Annotated in this window: 1 protein-coding gene; it reads right to left on the bottom strand. The window is 38.6% G+C overall.

What is annotated here, in order from left to right:
* Positions 1 to 12 precede the first annotated feature (12 nt).
* Positions 13 to 25,710 carry a T9SS type B sorting domain-containing protein gene (locus OLM57_RS04280; protein WP_264566006.1) on the bottom strand — a complete coding sequence of 8,566 codons (25,698 nt, stop codon included), beginning with the start codon at positions 25,708 to 25,710 and terminating at the stop codon, positions 13 to 15.
* Between the last annotated feature and the right edge of the window lie 164 nt (positions 25,711 to 25,874).

Below are 25,874 nucleotides of genomic sequence, written 5' to 3' on the forward strand. Positions count from 1 at the left end.
TCTTAATATTTGTTATCTGTACAACGTAAAGTGACCAATAAATTCGCGATCGTCTTTGGTGTTTCTGAGTTTCAAGATATACCAGTAGTCACCCATTGGCAACTCAGTTCCATTGTATGTACCATCCCACGATTGTCCAGAACCAAAGGTACCTACTTCACGGCCATAACGGTCATAAACTACAAACTTAATATCTGGATAGTTTTCTGTGTTGGTTGGTTTCCATGTATCATAATGACCATCACCAGTAGGTGTAAATATTGGTGGTATAATAATATCGATAAACTCAAAGTACTTAGTTACTGTGACCGAACAGCCATAACTGTCTGTTACTGTAACTGTATAATCACCCGATTTATAATAAATGTACTTGTTGTTTGAACCCGTTGATTCCCCATTAAAAGTGTACTGATAAACACCAGAACCTCCTGTTGTGGTCGCAACAATTTCATTTAAACCACCAAGACCTAAGGTCATAGCCACAGGCTTGATATCGTCAATAACAAAATCTTCGGTTTTCTGACTACAACTATTAGTATGTCTTGCCATAACAAAATGGGTACCCGGAGCTACATCCCTAAAAGTATTGTCAGCTTGATAAGGAGGAATTCCGTCTAAAGCATAATCCACATCAGCTGGATTAGTATTACTTTTATCTATTGAAATTGTTACTACATTACCTGGTGCATTATTAAAACAATTATATTCCCTTTCTATATGAGGATCTAAAAATACTGCAGGATCTAATGGCACAAGCAATTCAAATGTACATAAATTGGCATCCTTAATATAAACAGTGTGGTCGCCACCAGAAAGCCCCGTGAATAAAAATTGATTCAGAACATAAGTCCCGTTAGGATCATCTATACTTGTGCTGTAAGGAGCCGTTCCTGAACCAGGAGTAATCACAATACCAAACTCACCTGTTTTTTCACCTGCACATAATTCCTGTACGATAGGGATAAGAGGATCTACTTTGGCATCTATCGGAAGTGGTTCAGTGATTTTAAAATCATAAACATAATTACATCCCTTTACATCCTGAATAATTGCTTTGTAATCACCAGGTACTAAATTTGTAAAATTACCGGTAGATACAAATTTGCTCAATTCAGGAGACAACGCATATACAATGGCAGGACTACCACCTGTAGCAATGATTTCAAGCTTACCATCGCCATTACCATTACAAGTAACAGGGACAACATTTGGCACATAAGTTAATTTTGAGCTAGGCGCTCCAATCGTAATTGGTTTACGAGCAGATGTACAATCTCCACTTTTCACTTCCACCAAATAACTTCCTGCTGGAAGACCTCTAAAGAAACCAGGAGTTGGTTGTGTTGGAGTTGGAACAATAGAATTACCAGCACTATCCAATAATGTGTAAATATAATTTCCAGAACCCCCTTCAGCAATTGCAGTAATTTGTCCATTACTATCACCAAAACAATTGATGAATGGAGCATCATTTTCAAATTTGAAATCTAAAGGCTCTAATGGAGCTACAGAAACACTATTTGATGAAGAGCTTGAACATCCGTTAAAATCTCTTACATAAAACAATGGATTTATACCTACGGCAGTAAACGGAACTGTAATCGGTGTTGAATTTGCAAATGAACCCAATACAGTAGCAAAATTTGGATCTGCACTATACGTATAAGGACCTGTACCACCAACTGCTGATAATATAAGCGTAGCAGGACTTAAACAAGTTTGTACAGAAGTCTTAACCAAACTAGCCGACACAACTGTAGGTTGAGCAATCACTAAAGTATTTGTATTAGCAGAACAATTCCAAGTATCCGTAACAATGGCTTTATAACTTGCAGCACCTAAATTGATAAATACATTAGACGGTTGTGGACCATCAAGCGTAACTGTTCCATTAGGATAAGTTGCTTCTAGAGAATAATTGTAAACTCCAGAACCTCCATTTACTGTATTGACCGTTATGGTAGCATTAGTCTCTCCAAAACAAGTTAACATCGGTTTATCAACAATTATTGTAGCAGTAATTGGAGTTGGATTAACAAGACTAATTGGAACTTGTCTTTCACAAAAAGTACTGTTTAAACTTGTTTGATTGTCTCTTACTTTTACAATATAATTACCCGCAATTAATCCATTAAAATCGGTAGTTGCACTCCAAGGTGAGATAATTCCCGAGGTCGTTTCTTCCAATTGGAAAACATAATCTCCAGGCCATCCGCCAATAGCTGAAACAGAAATACTACCATCGTTATTTGCACAAGTAATTGCAGTATGTGTTTCGGTTATTGCTAATGCTTGTGTAGGTTGGTTAATAGTAAAACTTCTAATCTCAGTAGTACATTGTGGACTAGTAGGACTAGTAAGTGTAGCCGTAATAGAATACGTTCCGGCTATTAAACCAGTAATTAATTCTGGCGCTGCATTTGTACTGTTTCCAGTACGCACAATTGCACCAGAAGCATCTTTAATGATATAGCTATACGGTCCAGATTCATCTGTAGGCAATGGACTTCTATCAATAAAATTGAATTCCACACTACCTTCATTAGAACCATAACATACCACGTCTGATTTGTTAACTACATTTAAGTCAAACGTATTTGGCTCATTTACGTAATGTATCTTTTGAATAGCACAACCAGTTTCTGGGTTGGTTACAGTAACCATATAATCACCTACTGTTAATCCAGTAAAGACTCCTGTTGGAATAGGATCTGTAACATTGTAAGTACTACCCGCGCTTAGTCCTTTTACATTATAAATTAAGGTTGGCATAGGTACTTTTGTTCCAGTTGTAGCCACATTTACTTGGATTTCTTCATCATTAACACAAGTTATTGCTTTAGTTACATTAATAGCAGTAGCTGCAAAATCAATACTTACAAATGGATTTATAGTTGCTGTAGTTGTTCCTACGCAACCTTTAGTATCATAAACATTTATAGTAAATGTACCTCCAGACAAATCGGTTTGGGTAAACACATTACTAGCTCCACTTTGAACTATTGTGGCCCCTTTTACAAATTCGTAAATAGGATACGTTCCAGAACCACCCGTTGGAGGATTCACAGTGATGGTAGCCAAGTTCAGAGTATTCGACGGAGTTGCAACAGAACAACCATAGTCTACCACTACAGGAGCAGGAACAACAATCGTTGCTGGTTCATTAACCGTGATTGTTTTACTGTCTGGACAACCTCTCGATGATGTTGTGGTAATCGTATAAGTTCCTGCTTCTAAATTGTCAAAAACATTAGAAAGCTGGTTCGGTCTACTTACAGCTACCCCAAGAGGCAACGGATTTAAAGTAGTACCAGTTAAACTATAATTGTAATCCGGGTTATTATTTACTGTTAACGTAGAAGGATCTAAAGCTACAGTAATAGAACCATCGCTACTACCTTGACAACTTACAGCTAAAGGAGTTAAAACCATACCCGTCACCAATGTTGGTGCATCAATAATTACTTGTACTGATTGTACACAGAAAGGTAAAGGAGTTCCTGTATCTCTAACGTTCAGGGTGTACGTTCCCGCTGCTAAATTGCTAAATACATTAGACGGACCATAAGCTCCTGCTCCAATGCTGTATTCATAGTTTGGTAAACCAGAACCATCACTAGCAGTCAATGTAATTTCACCATCAGGAAGAGCGTTACAACTTCTAGGTTTAGAAACAACTCCTTGTAATCCAAGCGGTTTTAAAATAATTGCAGGAACAACCGATGTAGCTGTACATTGATTCGCGTCTCTAATTGTTACAGTATAACTTCCTGGAGTACTAACATTAAATGAAGTAGTGTTTTGGAAACTATTTCCATCCAAGCTGTATTCTAATGTTCCAACTCCAGTTCCCACAACATTGATAGTATATCCAGCAGCATTAGCACATTGGCTAGCAACTGTTGCAGTAACTGTTGGCAATGGATCAACAGAAATGTTTACCGTTTGCATAGCTGTACATAAATTCGCATCTTGTACATAAACATCTATTGCATCAAACAATGGAGCAATTTGACTCGTTACAATTGCTTTGGTATTAGATGAAGTGTACAAACCTAAAGGCGATGAACCCGAAGGTACAAAAGCATAAGTATAACCCGGAGTTCCATCTTTTACAGATGTACTTGGAACAGTAATCGTAGCTCCAAAATTGTTGCAATTTTGATTTACCACTGTAATAACAGCCGATAAGTCTAATAGAGCAGGTTCCGTAATAATCACAACATTTGAAGTTGTAGTACAACTTGGAAAAGCAGTCTCTATCACTTTAACTGTATAAGTATTTCCAGCACCAAGTCCAAACGGAATTACAAATGGATTTGAAGTAGCCGTATCGTGTGAACCTGTAGTAAGAGGCAACGGATTTACTCCATCGTACACTTGATAATCATATGTGCCAGAATAACCCGTTACGTTGATTTCTATAGCACCATTGGTCTCGTTTGTACATTTTACATTTGCCGCTGTTGTAGCAACAACATTGATTGTATTAAATAATGGAACATCATAAGTCGTTGATGTTAAACTACAAGTCGTATTATTATCAAATACTTTAAACTCATAATAACTACCTGCACTTAAAGCATTATATACAAATGAATTGCCTACAACTGCTGTTATTGGCCCAACGGCAACACCATCTTGGTATGCTTGATACGTGAATGGGCTCGGAACATTCGATCCTCCAGTAATCACCACATTCATTTGCTGTTGGTTGTTTAAACAATCCATCGCTGGACCATTTGTGGCAATCACAGAAATTAATTTCGGCAATGGGTTTACAGCTGTTGTCAAAATCGTGCTTTGAACACATCCATTCGAATCTTTTACAAAATACGTTGGGTTCTGAACTGCGCCATTATCTACTAAATCAAAAGTATTGGTAGCAAAGTAATTCGTTCCGTCTGCGCTATAGGTATAAGTACCCGTTCCTCCACCACCTATTACAGTTACCACTGTTTTGGTTGGATCAACAGCACAACTGAATGCAGGTGCCGAAGCCGAAGCCGTTACGGCAACCGGAGTGGCAATGGTTACCCCAACAGGAAGTGAAACGCAGCCTCTTCCCGAAGTTACCGTTACATCATAAGTTCCAGGAGCTAATCCTATGAAAACAGGAGTCGTTTGCGTAAGAGGTAAACCTGGCGCAGCAGGCGTTAGCGTATAAGTATAATTTGGATTGTTGTTTAATGGATTTAAAGTAACAGTAATCGTTCCGTTGTTGTTCGTGCCTTGTGCGCCGTTACAGTCTACTGCAGTAATGGCAATATCCGAAGCTACCAAAGATACTGGTGTTGGATCAACCATGATTACAGCTGGTGTAGTGGTAAACTGACATCCTTTGCTATCCGTGATTTCAAAAACATAGCTGCCAGCAGCCGCTACCGAATAATCAGTATCAGTAGGATTAATAAATGCCGTTCCAACAGCCGAGAAAGTAACTCCATTATCTGAAGAAACTTTATAAGTGTAAGGACCATAACCACCCGTTGCCGTAATTTTAATTGTACCGTTTGTAGGTGCAATACAAGTCACTTCTTTGGTCTTAACAGCAGTTGCAAAAAGCTGTGGTTTTATAACGGTATTTGTAGCTACTGAAGTACACCCAAATGCATCTTTTACAACCACATCATAACTACCCGGAGTTACATTATTGAAGGTATTCGACACTTGGAAAGTTACTCCATTGTCAATACTGTACTCAAAAGGAGTTACCACAAACGTTGAAGCCGAGGTCGCATTGACAACCAGTGTCGCAGCATTAGTGCCATCATAGCAATAATCTGACGTTACATCAATAGTAGCTGTTGGATTAACTGGAACCAGTAAAGTAAAGTTATCAGCCACAGTATTACAACCATTAGCATCTGTTACCATAATTGTATAAGCTCCAGTAGTATCAGATAAATTATCAAAAACACCTGTAGTATTAGTTACTATTGGTCCTACCGGAGGCGTAAGTGTATAGGTATAATTACCCCATCCGCCAATACCAGCAATGGTTACAGCTCCATTGGACGCACAAGTTAGTGGTGTAACAGAAATAGTACGACTCAAAGGTAGAGTAGGTTCCGTAATAATCACAACATTTGAAGTTGTAGTACAACTTGGAAAAGCAGTCTCTATCACTTTAACTGTATAAGTATTTCCAGCACCAAGTCCAAACGGAATTACAAATGGATTTGAAGTAGCCGTATCGTGTGAACCTGTAGTAAGAGGCAACGGATTTACTCCATCGTACACTTGATAATCATATGTGCCAGAATAACCCGTTACGTTGATTTCTATAGCACCATTGGTCTCGTTTGTACATTTTACATTTGCCGCTGTTGTAGCAACAACATTGATTGTATTAAATAATGGAACATCATAAGTCGTTGATGTTAAACTACAAGTCGTATTATTATCAAATACTTTAAACTCATAATAACTACCTGCACTTAAAGCATTATATACAAATGAATTGCCTACAACTGCTGTTATTGGCCCAACGGCAACACCATCTTGGTATGCTTGATACGTGAATGGGCTCGGAACATTCGATCCTCCAGTAATCACCACATTCATTTGCTGTTGGTTGTTTAAACAATCCATCGCTGGACCATTTGTGGCAATCACAGAAATTAATTTCGGCAATGGGTTTACAGCTGTTGTCAAAATCGTGCTTTGAACACATCCATTCGAATCTTTTACAAAATACGTTGGGTTCTGAACTGCGCCATTATCTACTAAATCAAAAGTATTGGTAGCAAAGTAATTCGTTCCGTCTGCGCTATAGGTATAAGTACCCGTTCCTCCACCACCTATTACAGTTACCACTGTTTTGGTTGGATCAACAGCACAACTGAATGCAGGTGCCGAAGCCGAAGCCGTTACGGCAACCGGAGTGGCAATGGTTACCCCAACAGGAAGTGAAACGCAGCCTCTTCCCGAAGTTACCGTTACATCATAAGTTCCAGGAGCTAATCCTATGAAAACAGGAGTCGTTTGCGTAAGAGGTAAACCTGGCGCAGCAGGCGTTAGCGTATAAGTATAATTTGGATTGTTGTTTAATGGATTTAAAGTAACAGTAATCGTTCCGTTGTTGTTCGTGCCTTGTGCGCCGTTACAGTCTACTGCAGTAATGGCAATATCCGAAGCTACCAAAGATACTGGTGTTGGATCAACCATGATTACAGCTGGTGTAGTGGTAAACTGACATCCTTTGCTATCCGTGATTTCAAAAACATAGCTGCCAGCAGCCGCTACCGAATAATCAGTATCAGTAGGATTAATAAATGCCGTTCCAACAGCCGAGAAAGTAACTCCATTATCTGAAGAAACTTTATAAGTGTAAGGACCATAACCACCCGTTGCCGTAATTTTAATTGTACCGTTTGTAGGTGCAATACAAGTCACTTCTTTGGTCTTAACAGCAGTTGCAAAAAGCTGTGGTTTTATAACGGTATTTGTAGCTACTGAAGTACACCCAAATGCATCTTTTACAACCACATCATAACTACCCGGAGTTACATTATTGAAGGTATTCGACACTTGGAAAGTTACTCCATTGTCAATACTGTACTCAAAAGGAGTTACCACAAACGTTGAAGCCGAGGTCGCATTGACAACCAGTGTCGCAGCATTAGTGCCATCATAGCAATAATCTGACGTTACATCAATAGTAGCTGTTGGATTAACTGGAACCAGTAAAGTAAAGTTATCAGCCACAGTATTACAACCATTAGCATCTGTTACCATAATTGTATAAGCTCCAGTAGTATCAGATAAATTATCAAAAACACCTGTAGTATTAGTTACTATTGGTCCTACCGGAGGCGTAAGTGTATAGGTATAATTACCCCATCCGCCAATACCAGCAATGGTTACAGCTCCATTGGACGCACAAGTTAGTGGTGTAACAGAAATAGTACGACTCAAAGGTAGAGTAGGTTCCGTAATAATCACAACATTTGAAGTTGTAGTACAACTTGGAAAAGCAGTCTCTATCACTTTAACTGTATAAGTATTTCCAGCACCAAGTCCAAACGGAATTACAAATGGATTTGAAGTAGCCGTATCGTGTGAACCTGTAGTAAGAGGCAACGGATTTACTCCATCGTACACTTGATAATCATATGTGCCAGAATAACCCGTTACGTTGATTTCTATAGCACCATTGGTCTCGTTTGTACATTTTACATTTGCCGCTGTTGTAGCAACAACATTGATTGTATTAAATAATGGAACATCATAAGTCGTTGATGTTAAACTACAAGTCGTATTATTATCAAATACTTTAAACTCATAATAACTACCTGCACTTAAAGCATTATATACAAATGAATTGCCTACAACTGCTGTTATTGGCCCAACGGCAACACCATCTTGGTATGCTTGATACGTGAATGGGCTCGGAACATTCGATCCTCCAGTAATCACCACATTCATTTGCTGTTGGTTGTTTAAACAATCCATCGCTGGACCATTTGTGGCAATCACAGAAATTAATTTCGGCAATGGGTTTACAGCTGTTGTCAAAATCGTGCTTTGAACACATCCATTCGAATCTTTTACAAAATACGTTGGGTTCTGAACTGCGCCATTATCTACTAAATCAAAAGTATTGGTAGCAAAGTAATTCGTTCCGTCTGCGCTATAGGTATAAGTACCCGTTCCTCCACCACCTATTACAGTTACCACTGTTTTGGTTGGATCAACAGCACAACTGAATGCAGGTGCCGAAGCCGAAGCCGTTACGGCAACCGGAGTGGCAATGGTTACCCCAACAGGAAGTGAAACGCAGCCTCTTCCCGAAGTTACCGTTACATCATAAGTTCCAGGAGCTAATCCTATGAAAACAGGAGTCGTTTGCGTAAGAGGTAAACCTGGCGCAGCAGGCGTTAGCGTATAAGTATAATTTGGATTGTTGTTTAATGGATTTAAAGTAACAGTAATCGTTCCGTTGTTGTTCGTGCCTTGTGCGCCGTTACAGTCTACTGCAGTAATGGCAATATCCGAAGCTACCAAAGATACTGGTGTTGGATCAACCATGATTACAGCTGGTGTAGTGGTAAACTGACATCCTTTGCTATCCGTGATTTCAAAAACATAGCTGCCAGCAGCCGCTACCGAATAATCAGTATCAGTAGGATTAATAAATGCCGTTCCAACAGCCGAGAAAGTAACTCCATTATCTGAAGAAACTTTATAAGTGTAAGGACCATAACCACCCGTTGCCGTAATTTTAATTGTACCGTTTGTAGGTGCAATACAAGTCACTTCTTTGGTCTTAACAGCAGTTGCAAAAAGCTGTGGTTTTATAACGGTATTTGTAGCTACTGAAGTACACCCAAATGCATCTTTTACAACCACATCATAACTACCCGGAGTTACATTATTGAAGGTATTCGACACTTGGAAAGTTACTCCATTGTCAATACTGTACTCAAAAGGAGTTACCACAAACGTTGAAGCCGAGGTCGCATTGACAACCAGTGTCGCAGCATTAGTGCCATCATAGCAATAATCTGACGTTACATCAATAGTAGCTGTTGGATTAACTGGAACCAGTAAAGTAAAGTTATCAGCCACAGTATTACAACCATTAGCATCTGTTACCATAATTGTATAAGCTCCAGTAGTATCAGATAAATTATCAAAAACACCTGTAGTATTAGTTACTATTGGTCCTACCGGAGGCGTAAGTGTATAGGTATAATTACCCCATCCGCCAATACCAGCAATGGTTACAGCTCCATTGGACGCACAAGTTAGTGGTGTAACAGAAATAGTACGACTCAAAGGTAGAGTAGGATTATTAATGGTTATGGTTTGCTCAGAGAAACATGTGGTTTCATCATCTGTAACTCTTATTAAATAAGTGTTTGCGGCCAAGCCTGTTAAGCTAATTGTTGGAGATGTATTACCATTAGGCGCTACTAATGGGAATGGTACCCCATTGATAGTACAGCTATATGTCCCAACACCAGTTCCGAAACCAATTACCGCTAAAGTAGCCGTACCAGTAGCCGAACCATTACAAATTACATCAGTTTTTGATGTAACTTGAAGGTCGATTTTAGTAACATCTATTACTTTGTAACTAACTTGATCTGTACAGAAATTGGAATCTGTTACGCGGAAAACATAATCACCAGGGATTAAACCAAAAAACACATTACTTGCACCATTATTGACAATCATTGGTGAAGGCGCAATGGTTTCATAAGTTAGTGTTCCAACTCCATTTGTGCGAATCACAGTAACATCACTAGTAGGAGCTAGACAAGTAACTGTAGATTGTGTAAATGCAGGCAAATTGAAAACTGGAGGATTCAGTTTGAAAATATCTACAGTACCCAACACTTCACAATTGTTGCTGTCTTTTACTTTATAAGGTATAGCCAACTGATCAGAACCTGTATCGTTTACAGTAAATATTTTTACAGTTCCATAAGCACCTCCGTTAAAACTATATTCGTAAGGACCTGTTCCCGTTAATGGTGTAGCGTTAAGCGTTACTGTAGCCGCTTGTGCCACATTTCCTGCGCCACAAGTAAGTGGAGCAATAATTGGCACATCAACCGCTAATTGGGTAGGTTGAGCAACTGTTATAGGTGCATTAGCATACTCACACAAATTTCCTTTGCTTCTAACAGTAACAATATAGGTTGTTGCTGCAGTTAGTAAATTAAATTGATTTGAATCTTGGTATGCATAAGAAACTGGACCTCCCGTTAATTTATATTCATATGGTCCTTCACCAGAAGTAACATCAACCGATATACTTCCCGTACTATCACCAAAACATTTTACATCTACTACTGTAGTAGTAAATACGGTTGGCACTTTAGGATCAACGACAATTGTTTCAGTTACACTACAGGTACCATCAGTAATAACAAAAGTATAGGTGTCAGGTGTCGCTGCCGAATAATCGAAAGTAGTACCAACAATTGGCACACTTACTCCAAAAGCACCGCTACCAATTTTCACTGTATAAGAATACGTACCACTACCAAAACCACCTGCAACATCCCCATGAATTGTAGCATCCTCTGTACCCACTGTACAATCCAATTGTTTGGTAATACTAAGTCCTGATACTATCTCATCCCTTACTACATAAGGAGTAGGCGCAATACATCCATTTCCATCTTTGATTGCCAAAGTATAAGAACCTGGTGCGCTTATTGTAAAATTAGGACTTGATTGAAAACTGCTACCGTTAATGCTGTACGTTGGAGAACCGATGGTAAATGCACTAAAAGTGGATAAATCCAAATTAATATTCAATCCTGCAACAAAACATGGTGGTGTTTGAGGTGTAATTGTAGGAGGTGTATCATTTATCAAAGTTTTAGACACCATTTTTATACAATTATAAGCATCTTTAACCCAAATATAATAAGTATTGGCAGCCAATCCTGTGAAAGTATTGCTAGCATTCCAATTCAAATCAGCAACTGCTGGTTGAACATTAACCGTAGTAATTTGATATAAATAAGGAATCGGTATAATTGTAAGATCCGTAGGATCAGCAAGAACAACTTTTCCTCCACTTGCATTAGCGGTAATTATACCTGCTGTTAAATTACATGTATTGGGTTGTTTTGAAATGGTTGCATTAATTGTCAAATCAAAAGCCGCTTCAGTAATATCAAAAGGAACCGTAGCAAAACTACAACCTGCATGAGTTGCTCCTACATCTTCTTTAACTAAAACAAAATAGTTACCAAAAGGTAAAACCCCAAAATTATTTACTACTAAGATACCACTTGCAGGCACAATATCAGAAACAATTGCTCCTACCGCTGAGGCAGTTTGTGAATTGTAAATCTGATAAGTGACAGGAGTTGCAACACCATAAGGATGATTAATAGTGAAGGTAACATTACCGTTTGCAGCTCCTTTACAGGTAATATTATTAGCAACTAAGGGATTAACTGTTATTAATGAATTAGTAGGAATTGGAACCGTTGAGGTTTCGTAATAATAGCATCCTGATCCTGTTCCTCCATGGGCAGCATCTGCATCATATACCATAAACGTGTAAGTAACACCTGGTATCAAATTAGTAAAAGTAGCTTGCTTACTAAGAAGAGGAGCTTCTGGAATCCAAGTCGGGTCAAGGGCGTTATATACAACACCAGGTCCAGTGTAGATTCTAAAATAGAAAGGTCCAGTTCCTGTTATACTGCTTAGGGCACCAATTGAAACCGTAGCAGACCCTGGAGTAGAACAATCTGCAGGAGGAGAAACAACACTAATGTCCAAATCATCTGGAGGCGACGCTACCAATACGTTTTGAACTATTTTAGTACAACCATTAGCATCAACAACATTGATTTGGTACAACCCAAAATCAACAACATTAAAAGTAATAGAAGTGGTTCCTGTATTATTCAATTCAGATTGACTATAACCATTAACACCTGTTACAAAATAATTATAAGGACCAGTTCCCCCACTTCCACCAATAGCACTTACACCGTCTGTAATTTTATCAATAATAATTGAACCTTTAGATACTCCCAAGGCACCACATGTAATAGGTAATTCATGATGTAGAACCACAATTGTAGTCGGCTCTGTAATAATTATATCTTCAGTATCGGTACATCCTTTAGCATCGGTAACCGTAACTGTATAATCTCCTGCTGTCAAACCAGAAGTTTGAGTCCCATAATTATTATAAGTTGGTGACGTTCTTTCTACTATAAATACAAATGGTGCAACACCTTTTGTATTATCAATTGCAATAGCAATCGACGCAGTAGCCTCACCATTACAATTAATAGATCCTGTTTGAGTAACCCCAATAGCCCCTGGCAAAACAGTATTATCAATCACTGGATTTACAGGAATAGTAACAGAAATACCCGCAGTAGTAGCTACACTACAGCCACTGGCATCTGTAATACTGAACGTATAAGAACCCGCTGTATTTGTCGTGAAAACATTTCCAGCAAAAGTTCCACTAGCTGGAATACTCGTGTAAGTGTAGGAACCAGTTCCTCCTGCTGCTGTCAATGTTATTTGGGCATCATTAGAAGTAAAAGGAGCAGTAAAAGCACAAGTAATGTCTTTATCCAAAATACCACTTAATGTCAATTTAGGAGCAACCGCTACCACATTACTAGGAGCAGTACAGCCATTTCCGTCTCTTATGGTTACCGTATAATTATTCGCAGTAGTAATGGTAAAAGTATTGGATAGTCCAAAACTTCCTCCATTCAAACTATAGGTTGGAGTGCCAAATACAGTAGGTCCCGGAGTAGCCGTTATAGTATATGTTCCTGTTCCTAAACATTGTCCTACTGCACTAGCAGTCACTGTTGGTAAAGGATCACTTACTACAGTTGCCGTTCCCATAGGAGCAGGACAACCGTTCTTATCTTTAACATACACATCATAAGACAAGCCATCAACAGTAGTATCTTTATTAAACACATTACTACTTTGGTAATCTCCTGGTACTGGTACTACTAAATGTTTTACTACGGCATACGCCAATGGTGAAGTTCCACCAGTAGCGGTTACGGTAATAGTCGAAATTGGTTTGGTACAGAAAACTTTGCTAGCCGTTGTTCCAGTTATAGCTACAACAGTTGGTTCAATAACTGTTAATGCTTTTGTGGCTGTACAAGCTGTCGCTGGGTTGGTAATAGTTATGGTATAAGTATCTGCTGCCAAACCTGTATAGTCAATAACATTCCCGGTTTGTGTAGACTGTCCAATTGGCACTGTTGTACCCAAACTGTTTTTAAGCACATAAGTGAAAACACCTGAATTACCCGAAACAGTAAATGTAAGCTTCCCATCAGCTGAGCCTTTACAGCTTACATTCGAAACTAACGAACCATTTACAATAACAGGCAATACGTCTTTTACTTTGTAAACTCCAGTTACAAAACAATTATTAGCATCTGTCACTTTAATTGTATAATCCCCAGGAGTCAAACCTGTAAGAGTTGACGATCCTTGTTGTGGTTTTATGATTGGTGATGGGGCGATTGTTTCATATTTCAACACTCCTGTTCCTGTTCCGGCTGTGATACTAACAGTTACATCACTGGTCAATTCGGTAGCTTTACATGAAATTGGTCTTTCTACAAAAGTAGCATTCAACGGTGGGTTCAATGCCACAATATTCATAGCTGGGGTTGTAAACGGACATAGTCCACTATCTGTTACAGTTACCGTATAACTTCCCGCTACGCTAATATTATTGAATACTCCTGTAGTATTTGAAGATACTGCAGTAGCGCCTCTATTTAAAGTATAATTGTAAGGTCCCGTGCCTCCTGAAATGCTCGTTACAGAAATCACAGCTGAACCATTACAAGTATAAGGTGTCGTTATAGCCGCTACAGCTGTGAGTACTGCTGGAGCTGCTAATGTAACTTTAGCTGTTGTAACTGTACAGCTCTTGGCATCTGTAACTCTAAACCAATAATCTCCTGCTGGTGCACCAGAATATAAACTTGTAGCCATGGCAACAAAAGGCCCTGTTGAAGAAACTGTTGAAACTTCATACGTATAAGGTGCCAATCCTGAGCTGGCATTGATCAAAACAGATCCATTATTTCCTCCAAAACAAGTTGGATTCGTTGGTGTTGTAGTTACTGTTGGAGACACTCTGGCGCTAATATTCTGGGTTACCTCAATAACACATCCTTTAGCATCGGTAATTTCAAACTTATAGGTTGCTGCAGCAGCTCCTGTTGTTGTTGTATAAGGAAAACTAGTAACACCTGCTCCTAACGGAATTGGTAATCCACTATAACCACCTCCATTGGTATTTACTCGGTATGAATAGTCTGGATAACCATTACCAACTGTAACTTTAATTACTGCATCAGGAGATGTAGTACAATCTAAATTTTTAGTCACAGCCGTATTTGCCGTAACTTGATTGGCTATTGTTGCCAATAAATCAATAGAACAATTCGTTGAAGTATCCGTTACACGAATGGTATAATCGCCTGGTATAAGATTAGCAAATGTACCATTTGCTTGTGATGTACCTCCATTGATGCTGTAAACATAGTTGGCTTGTGTATTTGGAGAAACGACAAGGGTCGCTTTATTGGTGCTATCATAGCAAAAATCGGAAGCACCAATACTAGCAGTAGGCGTAACCTTCGCAGCGATAGTAAAGGCAATCGAAACTGTACATCCATTCAAATCAGTTACCGAAGCGGTATAGTCTCCTGCTGCAAGATTTGAAAAAGTCTTACTAGGCTGTGTAACAGCAGCCACTACAGGAGCAGTTCCCGTAACGGTATAACTGTTACTTCCCCAACCTCCCGTTGTATTGATAACTGCCGTAGCATTTGCTGAACAGGTTATCGGCGTGATTGTTGGTGGCGTAATGGCTAATGCTAATGCAGGTGAAGCAACTGTTAATGCTTTTGTGGCTGTACAAGCTGTCGCTGGGTTGGTAATAGTTATGGTATAAGTATCTGCTGCCAAACCTGTATAGTCAATAACATTCCCGGTTTGTGTAGACTGTCCAATTGGCACTGTTGTACCCAAACTGTTTTTAAGCACATAAGTGAAAACACCTGAATTACCCGAAACAGTAAATGTAAGCTTCCCATCAGCTGAGCCTTTACAGCTTACATTCGAAACTAACGAACCATTTACAATAACAGGCAATACGTCTTTTACTTTGTAAACTCCAGTTACAAAACAATTATTAGCATCTGTCACTTTAATTGTATAATCCCCAGGAGTCAAACCTGTAAGAGTTGACGATCCTTGTTGTGGTTTTATGATTGGTGATGGGGCGATTGTTTCATATTTCAACACTCCTGTTCCTGTTCCGGCTGTGATACTAACAGTTACATCACTGGTCAATTCGGTAGCTTTACATGAAATTGGTCTTTCTACAAAAGTAGCATTCAACGGTGGGTTCAATGCCACAATATTCATAGCTGGGGTTGTAAACGGACATAGTCCACTATCTGTTACAGTTACCGTATAACTTCCCGCTACGCTAATATTATTGAATACTCCTGTAGTATTTGAAGATACTGCAGTAGCGCCTCTATTTAAAGTATAATTGTAAGGTCCCGTGCCTCCTGAAATGCTCGTTACAGAAATCACAGCTGAACCATTACAAGTATAAGGTGTCGTTATAGCCGCTACAGCTGTGAGTACTGCTGGCGCTGCTAATGTAACTTTAGCTGTTGTAACTGTACAGCTCTTGGCATCTGTAACTCTAAACCAATAATCTCCTGCTGGTGCACCAGAATATAAACTTGTAGCCATGGCAACAAAAGGCCCTGTTGAAGAAACTGTTGAAACTTCATACGTATAAGGTGCCAATCCTGAGCTGGCATTGATCAAAACAGATCCATTATTTCCTCCAAAACAAGTTGGATTCGTTGGTGTTGTAGTTACTGTTGGAGACACTCTGGCGCTAATATTCTGGGTTACCTCAATAACACATCCTTTAGCATCGGTAATTTCAAACTTATAGGTTGCTGCAGCAGCTCCTGTTGTTGTTGTATAAGGAAAACTAGTAACACCTGCTCCTAACGGAATTGGTAATCCACTATAACCACCTCCATTGGTATTTACTCGGTATGAATAGTCTGGATAACCATTACCAACTGTAACTTTAATTACTGCATCAGGAGATGTAGTACAATCTAAATTTTTAGTCACAGCCGTATTTGCCGTAACTTGATTGGCTATTGTTGCCAATAAATCAATAGAACAATTCGTTGAAGTATCCGTTACACGAATGGTATAATCGCCTGGTATAAGATTAGCAAATGTACCATTTGCTTGTGATGTACCTCCATTGATGCTGTAAACATAGTTGGCTTGTGTATTTGGAGAAACGACAAGGGTCGCTTTATTGGTGCTATCATAGCAAAAATCGGAAGCACCAATACTAGCAGTAGGCGTAACCTTCGCAGCGATAGTAAAGGCAATCGAAACTGTACATCCATTCAAATCAGTTACCGAAGCGGTATAGTCTCCTGCTGCAAGATTTGAAAAAGTCTTACTAGGCTGTGTAACAGCAGCCACTACAGGAGCAGTTCCCGTAACGGTATAACTGTTACTTCCCCAACCTCCCGTTGTATTGATAACTGCCGTAGCATTTGCTGAACAGGTTATCGGCGTGATTGTTGGTGGCGTAATGGCTAATGCTAATGCAGGTGAAGCAACTGTTAATGCTTTTGTGGCTGTACAAGCTGTCGCTGGGTTGGTAATAGTTATGGTATAAGTATCTGCTGCCAAACCTGTATAGTCAATAACATTCCCGGTTTGTGTAGACTGTCCAATTGGCACTGTTGTACCCAAACTGTTTTTAAGCACATAAGTGAAAACACCTGAATTACCCGAAACAGTAAATGTAAGCTTCCCATCAGCTGAGCCTTTACAGCTTACATTCGAAACTAACGAACCATTTACAATAACAGGCAATACGTCTTTTACTTTGTAAACTCCAGTTACAAAACAATTATTAGCATCTGTCACTTTAATTGTATAATCCCCAGGAGTCAAACCTGTAAGAGTTGACGATCCTTGTTGTGGTTTTATGATTGGTGATGGGGCGATTGTTTCATATTTCAACACTCCTGTTCCTGTTCCGGCTGTGATACTAACAGTTACATCACTGGTCAATTCGGTAGCTTTACATGAAATTGGTCTTTCTACAAAAGTAGCATTCAACGGTGGGTTCAATGCCACAATATTCATAGCTGGGGTTGTAAACGGACATAGTCCACTATCTGTTACAGTTACCGTATAACTTCCCGCTACGCTAATATTATTGAATACTCCTGTAGTATTTGAAGATACTGCAGTAGCGCCTCTATTTAAAGTATAATTGTAAGGTCCCGTGCCTCCTGAAATGCTCGTTACAGAAATCACAGCTGAACCATTACAAGTATAAGGTGTCGTTATAGCCGCTACAGCTGTGAGTACTGCTGGAGCTGCTAATGTAACTTTAGCTGTTGTAACTGTACAGCTCTTGGCATCTGTAACTCTAAACCAATAATCTCCTGCTGGTGCACCAGAATATAAACTTGTAGCCATGGCAACAAAAGGCCCTGTTGAAGAAACTGTTGAAACTTCATACGTATAAGGTGCCAATCCTGAGCTGGCATTGATCAAAACAGATCCATTATTTCCTCCAAAACAAGTTGGATTCGTTGGTGTTGTAGTTACTGTTGGAGACACTCTGGCGCTAATATTCTGGGTTACCTCAATAACACATCCTTTAGCATCGGTAATTTCAAACTTATAGGTTGCTGCAGCAGCTCCTGTTGTTGTTGTATAAGGAAAACTAGTAACACCTGCTCCTAACGGAATTGGTAATCCACTATAACCACCTCCATTGGTATTTACTCGGTATGAATAGTCTGGATAACCATTACCAACTGTAACTTTAATTACTGCATCAGGAGATGTAGTACAATCTAAATTTTTAGTCACAGCCGTATTTGCCGTAACTTGATTGGCTATTGTTGCCAATAAATCAATAGAACAATTCGTTGAAGTATCCGTTACACGAATGGTATAATCGCCTGGTATAAGATTAGCAAATGTACCATTTGCTTGTGATGTACCTCCATTGATGCTGTAAACATAGTTGGCTTGTGTATTTGGAGAAACGACAAGGGTCGCTTTATTGGTGCTATCATAGCAAAAATCGGAAGCACCAATACTAGCAGTAGGCGTAACCTTCGCAGCGATAGTAAAGGCAATCGAAACTGTACATCCATTCAAATCAGTTACCGAAGCGGTATAGTCTCCTGCTGCAAGATTTGAAAAAGTCTTACTAGGCTGTGTAACAGCAGCCACTACAGGAGCAGTTCCCGTAACGGTATAACTGTTACTTCCCCAACCTCCCGTTGTATTGATAACTGCCGTAGCATTTGCTGAACAGGTTATCGGCGTGATTGTTGGTGGCGTAATGGCTAATGCTAATGCAGGTGAAGCAACTGTTAATGCTTTTGTGGCTGTACAAGCTGTCGCTGGGTTGGTAATAGTTATGGTATAAGTATCTGCTGCCAAACCTGTATAGTCAATAACATTCCCGGTTTGTGTAGACTGTCCAATTGGCACTGTTGTACCCAAACTGTTTTTAAGCACATAAGTGAAAACACCTGAATTACCCGAAACAGTAAATGTAAGCTTCCCATCAGCTGAGCCTTTACAGCTTACATTCGAAACTAACGAACCATTTACAATAACAGGCAATACGTCTTTTACTTTGTAAACTCCAGTTACAAAACAATTATTAGCATCTGTCACTTTAATTGTATAATCCCCAGGAGTCAAACCTGTAAGAGTTGACGATCCTTGTTGTGGTTTTATGATTGGTGATGGGGCGATTGTTTCATATTTCAACACTCCTGTTCCTGTTCCGGCTGTGATACTAACAGTTACATCACTGGTCAATTCGGTAGCTTTACATGAAATTGGTCTTTCTACAAAAGTAGCATTCAACGGTGGGTTCAATGCCACAATATTCATAGCTGGGGTTGTAAACGGACATAGTCCACTATCTGTTACAGTTACCGTATAACTTCCCGCTACGCTAATATTATTGAATACTCCTGTAGTATTTGAAGATACTGCAGTAGCGCCTCTATTTAAAGTATAATTGTAAGGTCCCGTGCCTCCTGAAATGCTCGTTACAGAAATCACAGCTGAACCATTACAAGTATAAGGTGTTGTTATAGCCGCTACCGCAGTGAGTACTGCTGGCGCTGTTAATGTAACTGTTATGCTTTTAATACATTTATTGCTGTCTTTTACATAATAGGTGTAAGGTATTCCTGCACTCAATCCACCATAAGATGATATATTTGTATAAGTTATACCATCATTACTGTAGGTAAACCCACCTGATCCACCGCCAGGATTCAATTGTATGCTTCCATCCGAAGAACCATTACATTTTGGATTTGTATTCGTAGAACCTAAAGTAATAGGTACTAATGCATTTATAGTACCGGTAGTAGTTGTAGTGCAATTATTGGCATCTTTAATTTGAAATTTATAAATACCTGCAACCGCATTAGAATATGTAAAAGTATTTCCATTTCCAACAGGCTGAACCAAAGTTCCTCCAGTTCCTGAAGTGAGTGTAATCACAAATGGCGCTGTACCTCCAGAAATTGTACCCGTGATCACTGCTTGATCTGCAGGAGCAACATCACAGTCTAAAGCCGTTGTAACAGGAGTAACTGCAGTCAATTTATCATTAATAACTTGAGTGATTATTGGTGCTTTACAGCCATTACTACCTGTAACTTCAAACACATAAGTCCCCACTGCTGTTGCATTATAAGCAAAAGTGGCTGGGAAAGGAGGTCCATCAAAAGTAGCACTTGCTGAGCTTGTTGTACCTGAATTAAACTTTGTTGTATAAGTATAAGGCCCGACCCCTCCAGTAACATTCCCTTTGATAATGGCTCCCGTTGCTGGGTCAAAACACAAAGTTGAAGTTGGATCTAAGTTCGCAGTTGGACTCGTAGGACCTGCAATAGTTATTGTTGGATCTGTGGTTGGTTTACAACTATTGACATCCCTAACTACTACAGTATACGTACCTGGCGCAACGTTATTTAAAATTAAAGTATTCGGAAAATTAGTTACTGTAAAAGGAGCAACTGTATCAACCAACTGAATCGTATATGCACCTGTACCTCCAGTAGTTCCTGTTGCATCTACTGTAGCACCACCATTTGGAAGACAAGTAGCCTGTGTTTGTTTTGTTTTTACAATTATAGGCTGAGGGGCAATAATTTTGGTTAGCGTTAACGGAAATGTACAAGCACCCGCAGCATTATAACGCACTTGAGGCGTGTAAGAACCCGCAGCTAAATTGGTAAGTGTTACTGGTGAAGTAGTAGATTTAAGCCAAGTAATACCATCTTTAGAATATTCAAAACCAGCAATTGGATCAAAATTTTGGGCAGATATTTCGATAGTACCATCTGTAGATCCAACGCATTTTGTGTTGGAACTTGTGTTAACTTGAGCCGTAAACTTTTTATTGCTGGCTATCGTAAAATTAATGTCTTGGTACGAAGCACAAGCTTTAGGAAGTTGATAAACTTTGATGTCATCTATAGCCACATCGTTACCATTTCTATCGCTTTTATTAGAACGAATAATAAAGGTTAGTGTGGTATTGTTTCCAGGATTAAGCGTTATTGGCGTTTTAGGATATTTTTCCCATATTTTAATTATAGGAAGAGCGGCCGTTGTATTTTTTTTAGGAATATCGCCTGTTGTAAAAGTAGAAATTTCCTTTCCACTTGCGTCCACCAAAGCTACTGCTAAATTGGGATCTACTTGACCATTGCCTATTTGAAGCAAATTCAGTGCATATAACTCAAAATTAATGGGTTGAAAGGGAATGATGTCCTTAATTACTTGTTGATAGATAACATCTTTTGTACCAATTCTGTCTCCTAAGTTAACCACTAAGCATCTTCCTTTGGGTGTAGGAGGAACCGTTTGAGGCGTATGATCTCCTGGTTGCACCCAGGGACCAAAGGGCTTAACAATTTTAGCCGTTACAGAATACTCTCCATCATTAATTTCTGTTGTTGTACCACATTGTGTAGCTGTAACTTGTCGCTCAAAACAATAAAAAGTGGTATTGATTCCAGGAGATTGAGCGTCCTCTCCATACCCAAAATTTTCACTCAATAAATTACTGAACGTAGAAACACTTTTTAAAACATACCCCACTTTAATTATGTGAGGGCCAGAAGGAACACCAACAAAAACATTGGATGTAGGGGGTGTATTGAGAGTCCCATCTAATGAATAGGTATAATCGTAATTTACATTGGGCGGATTATTTACTGTAACGGTACTGGTGGCCGTTCCATCACAACTAAAAACAATAACAGGATCGGTAGTTATCGAAGGGGGAACTGGTAATGGATCTATTGTGACATTTGCCATCGGAAAAACACACAAATTCTTATCCCTGATGTAAACCGTATAAGTCCCTACAGGTTTGTAAGCATCGTTTACAGAAGTCCAATCAGACGCAGTAGCCGGATTATTAAAATTGTATTGATAAGGAGGTACACCGCCTTGAGGATTGGTAATTCTAATTTTTCCATCCAAGATATTTGGTGCCAAACCACAACCAGATAACTCAGATACTCCTGCAGAAGCTGTTAATGCAGCAGCTGGTCCTGTTAATGTAATCGTAGGCAAAACATCTTTACAGAAATTCACGCCGTCCAAAGTGTATCTTACTACCGGATTATATACGGTGCCAGCTACAAGCCCTGTAAAGTTAGGATTTGTAACAAAGTTGGTGCCGTCAATACTGTAATCAATAGTATAAGCCCCAAGATTAGTCAGTAAATTAAAATTAATAGCTCCCGTATTTGAACCATAACACAAAATGTCAGTCTTATTGACATTGTAAGTTGGTTTAGGAGTCGCATTTACGGTTATTTGCGGGATTGTATATTTACATCCTAATCCATTGGAATCGGCTACAACAATATCGTATTTTCCACCAGGTGCTACAACTGGAATGAGGTTGCTTGTTAAAAATGGCCCACTATTTACAGAGTAGTAATAGGGTGCTACACCTCCTTGTACAGTTACATTAATCTCACCATCAATACACGTTAATGGCTTAACTGCTGTTGTTGCTTTCAATCCTATTGGAGCATTTATTGTAACGGTACGGACATCATTACATCCATCAAGTGTCCAGGTTCTTATTACATAATCTCCAGGTGCTTTACCTGTAAAGTCATAATAATTTTGACCGTTTATTGTTCCTATTGGACCTACAGATTCTACCAAAGTGCCGTTTAGTGTTGCACTAAAATAATAACCAGGACGAACATCTTTAGCCTGAATTCTAAAACTTCCTAAATCTCCCGTACACAAAGGTTGTTTAACATTCTGTACTTCAACATCCATAGTAAATGGAGAGATTGTAATTGGTCCTTTAACAGGAATTTCGCAAGAACCTACACCTCCAGCTTTGAGCCTAACTTTTACATTATGTGAACCCAAAGCAACATTTAAAAAGTCTGGATTGTCCTGATAGGCTGCATTATCTAAACTATATTCATAACCTATCAAGGGGTTCACTTTTATAGAACCTGGTGTCGTACAATATTGATTTGTAGCAACAACAGTTGGATCCAAAGTATTTTTATATACATTAAAATAATAAACAATAGAACAACCACCTGTAAAACTAAAAGTAACTTTATAATATCCTGCGTCCTTGGCTAGAAAATCATTGGCAGTACCAACTACGTTCCACTTACAAGAAGGATTTTTATTGGCACATTCTTGATTAATTGGATAAGTAGGAATTGGACAACTTGTCTCGTCTAGTTTTTCCCATTTTGCAGTAGAATTATAAGAAAGATTGGTTTGTATTAATGCTTGATCACTGGCACTACAAAGAAAAATTTTAGGTAATTCTGCACCATCAATTTGACAATGATCTATTGTTCCTTTACTTGGATTGCGATTAACATAATCACTTATGGGATTTACAAAATTTTTAACATCCACTACCGTAATTTCTTCTTTGATCGATTTGCAAGGAAAAATGGTCGTATTATCAAACACATAATAAGTACCAGCCGCATTTGCAGTATAAAATGCATCGGGACCTGATTTTAAAACTGGGACTCCAGTTGGACTTGATGACCAAACATAATTTTCGTACCCTGGACGGGCAACCAAGGTTATATCCTTACCGCAATAAATCATTGTCTGAGTAAATTTACAGCTGTCGATACCAACCAAAAAATTAGTTGCTTGCGGAACAAAAACACAACCGTATGAATTTAAACTTTCGTCGGTAAAAACTTTGTCATTGTTGTACACCCCAATATAGCTAACATATGCTCTGTTGTCAATACTATTAATACAAGCATTTTTCAATTCATTACAATCTGCAACCACTTGAACTTTGAAGCGTATCTGGTACTCTGGACTATTTTGTTTCAATTGAGCTACAGGCATTGTAAACAAAAGCGTTCTGGTAGCAGGATCATAACTTAGTAAAGTAGCTCCACCCGCATGCGATAAATCAATAGAAGCGGGATCAAAATTTATGTTTTCAGGAAGAATATCTTTAATGATAAAAGGCACCGGATTTCCATTTCTATCCTTATCGCCTACATCATCACTACCTGAGTTCTTAAAGTTAATTTCATAAAAAAGCACATCTCCAAACTTAACGTTTGTATTTCCTATAGGATTGTTTTTGTCATCTTTTACCTCTTTAATCAACTTAACAATAGGTTCGATAATATCTACTGCAAAAGTGGTAACAAAAGCACCATATCCGTCCCCAGTGGTAGTCAATTTTAAATAGGCTCCTTGCTCGTCGTTTTGAAGTGTGGCATTATTGGTATTTGGAATCTTAACATAATCAATATCAAAACCCAAAGTATTGGAACTTTTTGGTTTTCTATTGGTTACAGCAACTCCATCTCTAGTGACAGTGGCATTAAAGAAATTTTTAGATGGATTTAGCACATCTGTTATTTCAGTAAAACCAGTCAATGGATTTGGAGCAGGAATTGGTATATTTTTTTTTCCCAAAATCTCAAAAGTATCTCCCATACCAGTTTGATCTCCTTCTAATGCACCAACACCAATATAAGCTTTAACAGCAAAACCAATAGGCAAAGTTCGAAATCCGTCAACATCAAATGTAATTTCAGGTAAATAACCAGGTGTGTTTACATCTGGATTTACCCCTTCGTACCCATCAAATACAGAAACAAATTTACTAGGTAATGTGGGAGTATCATAAACCACCACCAGAGTCCAACCTCCTGCACCACCACCATCTCTTTGACCTCTAGATGCCCTAACATTTGCTACTGTATATTCCCCATCTGCATCCGTTAATTTATCTAGAATTGAAGTAACATCCTTAAAACAAACATAAGGGGAGTCTTTGAAAGAATCTGAAACTTTAAGTTTTGGAGGATAATATTTATACCCATCAAAAATAATTTCGTCGGCCACCAAATCCCTATAAGCAGCATCTCCCGGCGCTTTGAATTTTATTGTATTAAAATCAGAATCTCTTAAGGATCCTTCGTATTTTTTGTTATACGTTACACTTCTATCATAAGGGTAAATTGCCGACCAATACAAGCCTGCAAAAACAATTTTTTTACATTTTTGATTGATAAATAATGTGGCAGAAGTCGAATTATAAGTAGAAAGATCGGTATCAAGATCTATATATTCAACAAAAAAATTATTGTTGTTACCCCCAGCAAAATTATCCAGGTTTGCCTCAGCTGTCAGTGCAGCTTGATTGGTTACTGTGCCTAAATACTTAACTCCATCAATTGGTCTTGCAGGGCTATACTGCACAGGATCACCATTATTCGGATTACCTTTTACAGATGAAACTTTATTTAAAACCGTATTTCCTATTAAAATAACATCCCCTTGTACCTTTATATTCGCTCCTGCAAGCCTTGGAAGAAATTTTCTACCTTCTTGCGCAACAATAGTACCGCTGCCTAACAAAAAGAATACAAGTAGTAAAGCAGCCACTTTATACTGTAACTTATAAAAAGAGCTTTTTACAAAAACAGATGTATTGAAGTTATAAAATTCTTTTACTAGGGATACACAAAAAAGCATACTTTTTATAAAAAAGTGTGTGAAAAGAAATAAAATCGAAAGAACTAATTTATAAAAAGTAGGTTTTTTCATGGTATATATTTTTTAAAGTATCTCTATTAAAAAAGCTTTTGGCGGGCCATGAAGCAATTTAATAGAAAACTAGTTTTTAATGAATTGTTGAATTTTTAACATAAATAATCCAAAATGTACTTTTATTTGTTAAAAAACATTCCTGACATTCTGTTTTTGTTTCT

Origin of the sequence: Flavobacterium sp. N3904, from assembly GCF_025947305.1 — a bacterium.
Classification (GTDB): Bacteria; Bacteroidota; Bacteroidia; order Flavobacteriales; family Flavobacteriaceae; genus Flavobacterium.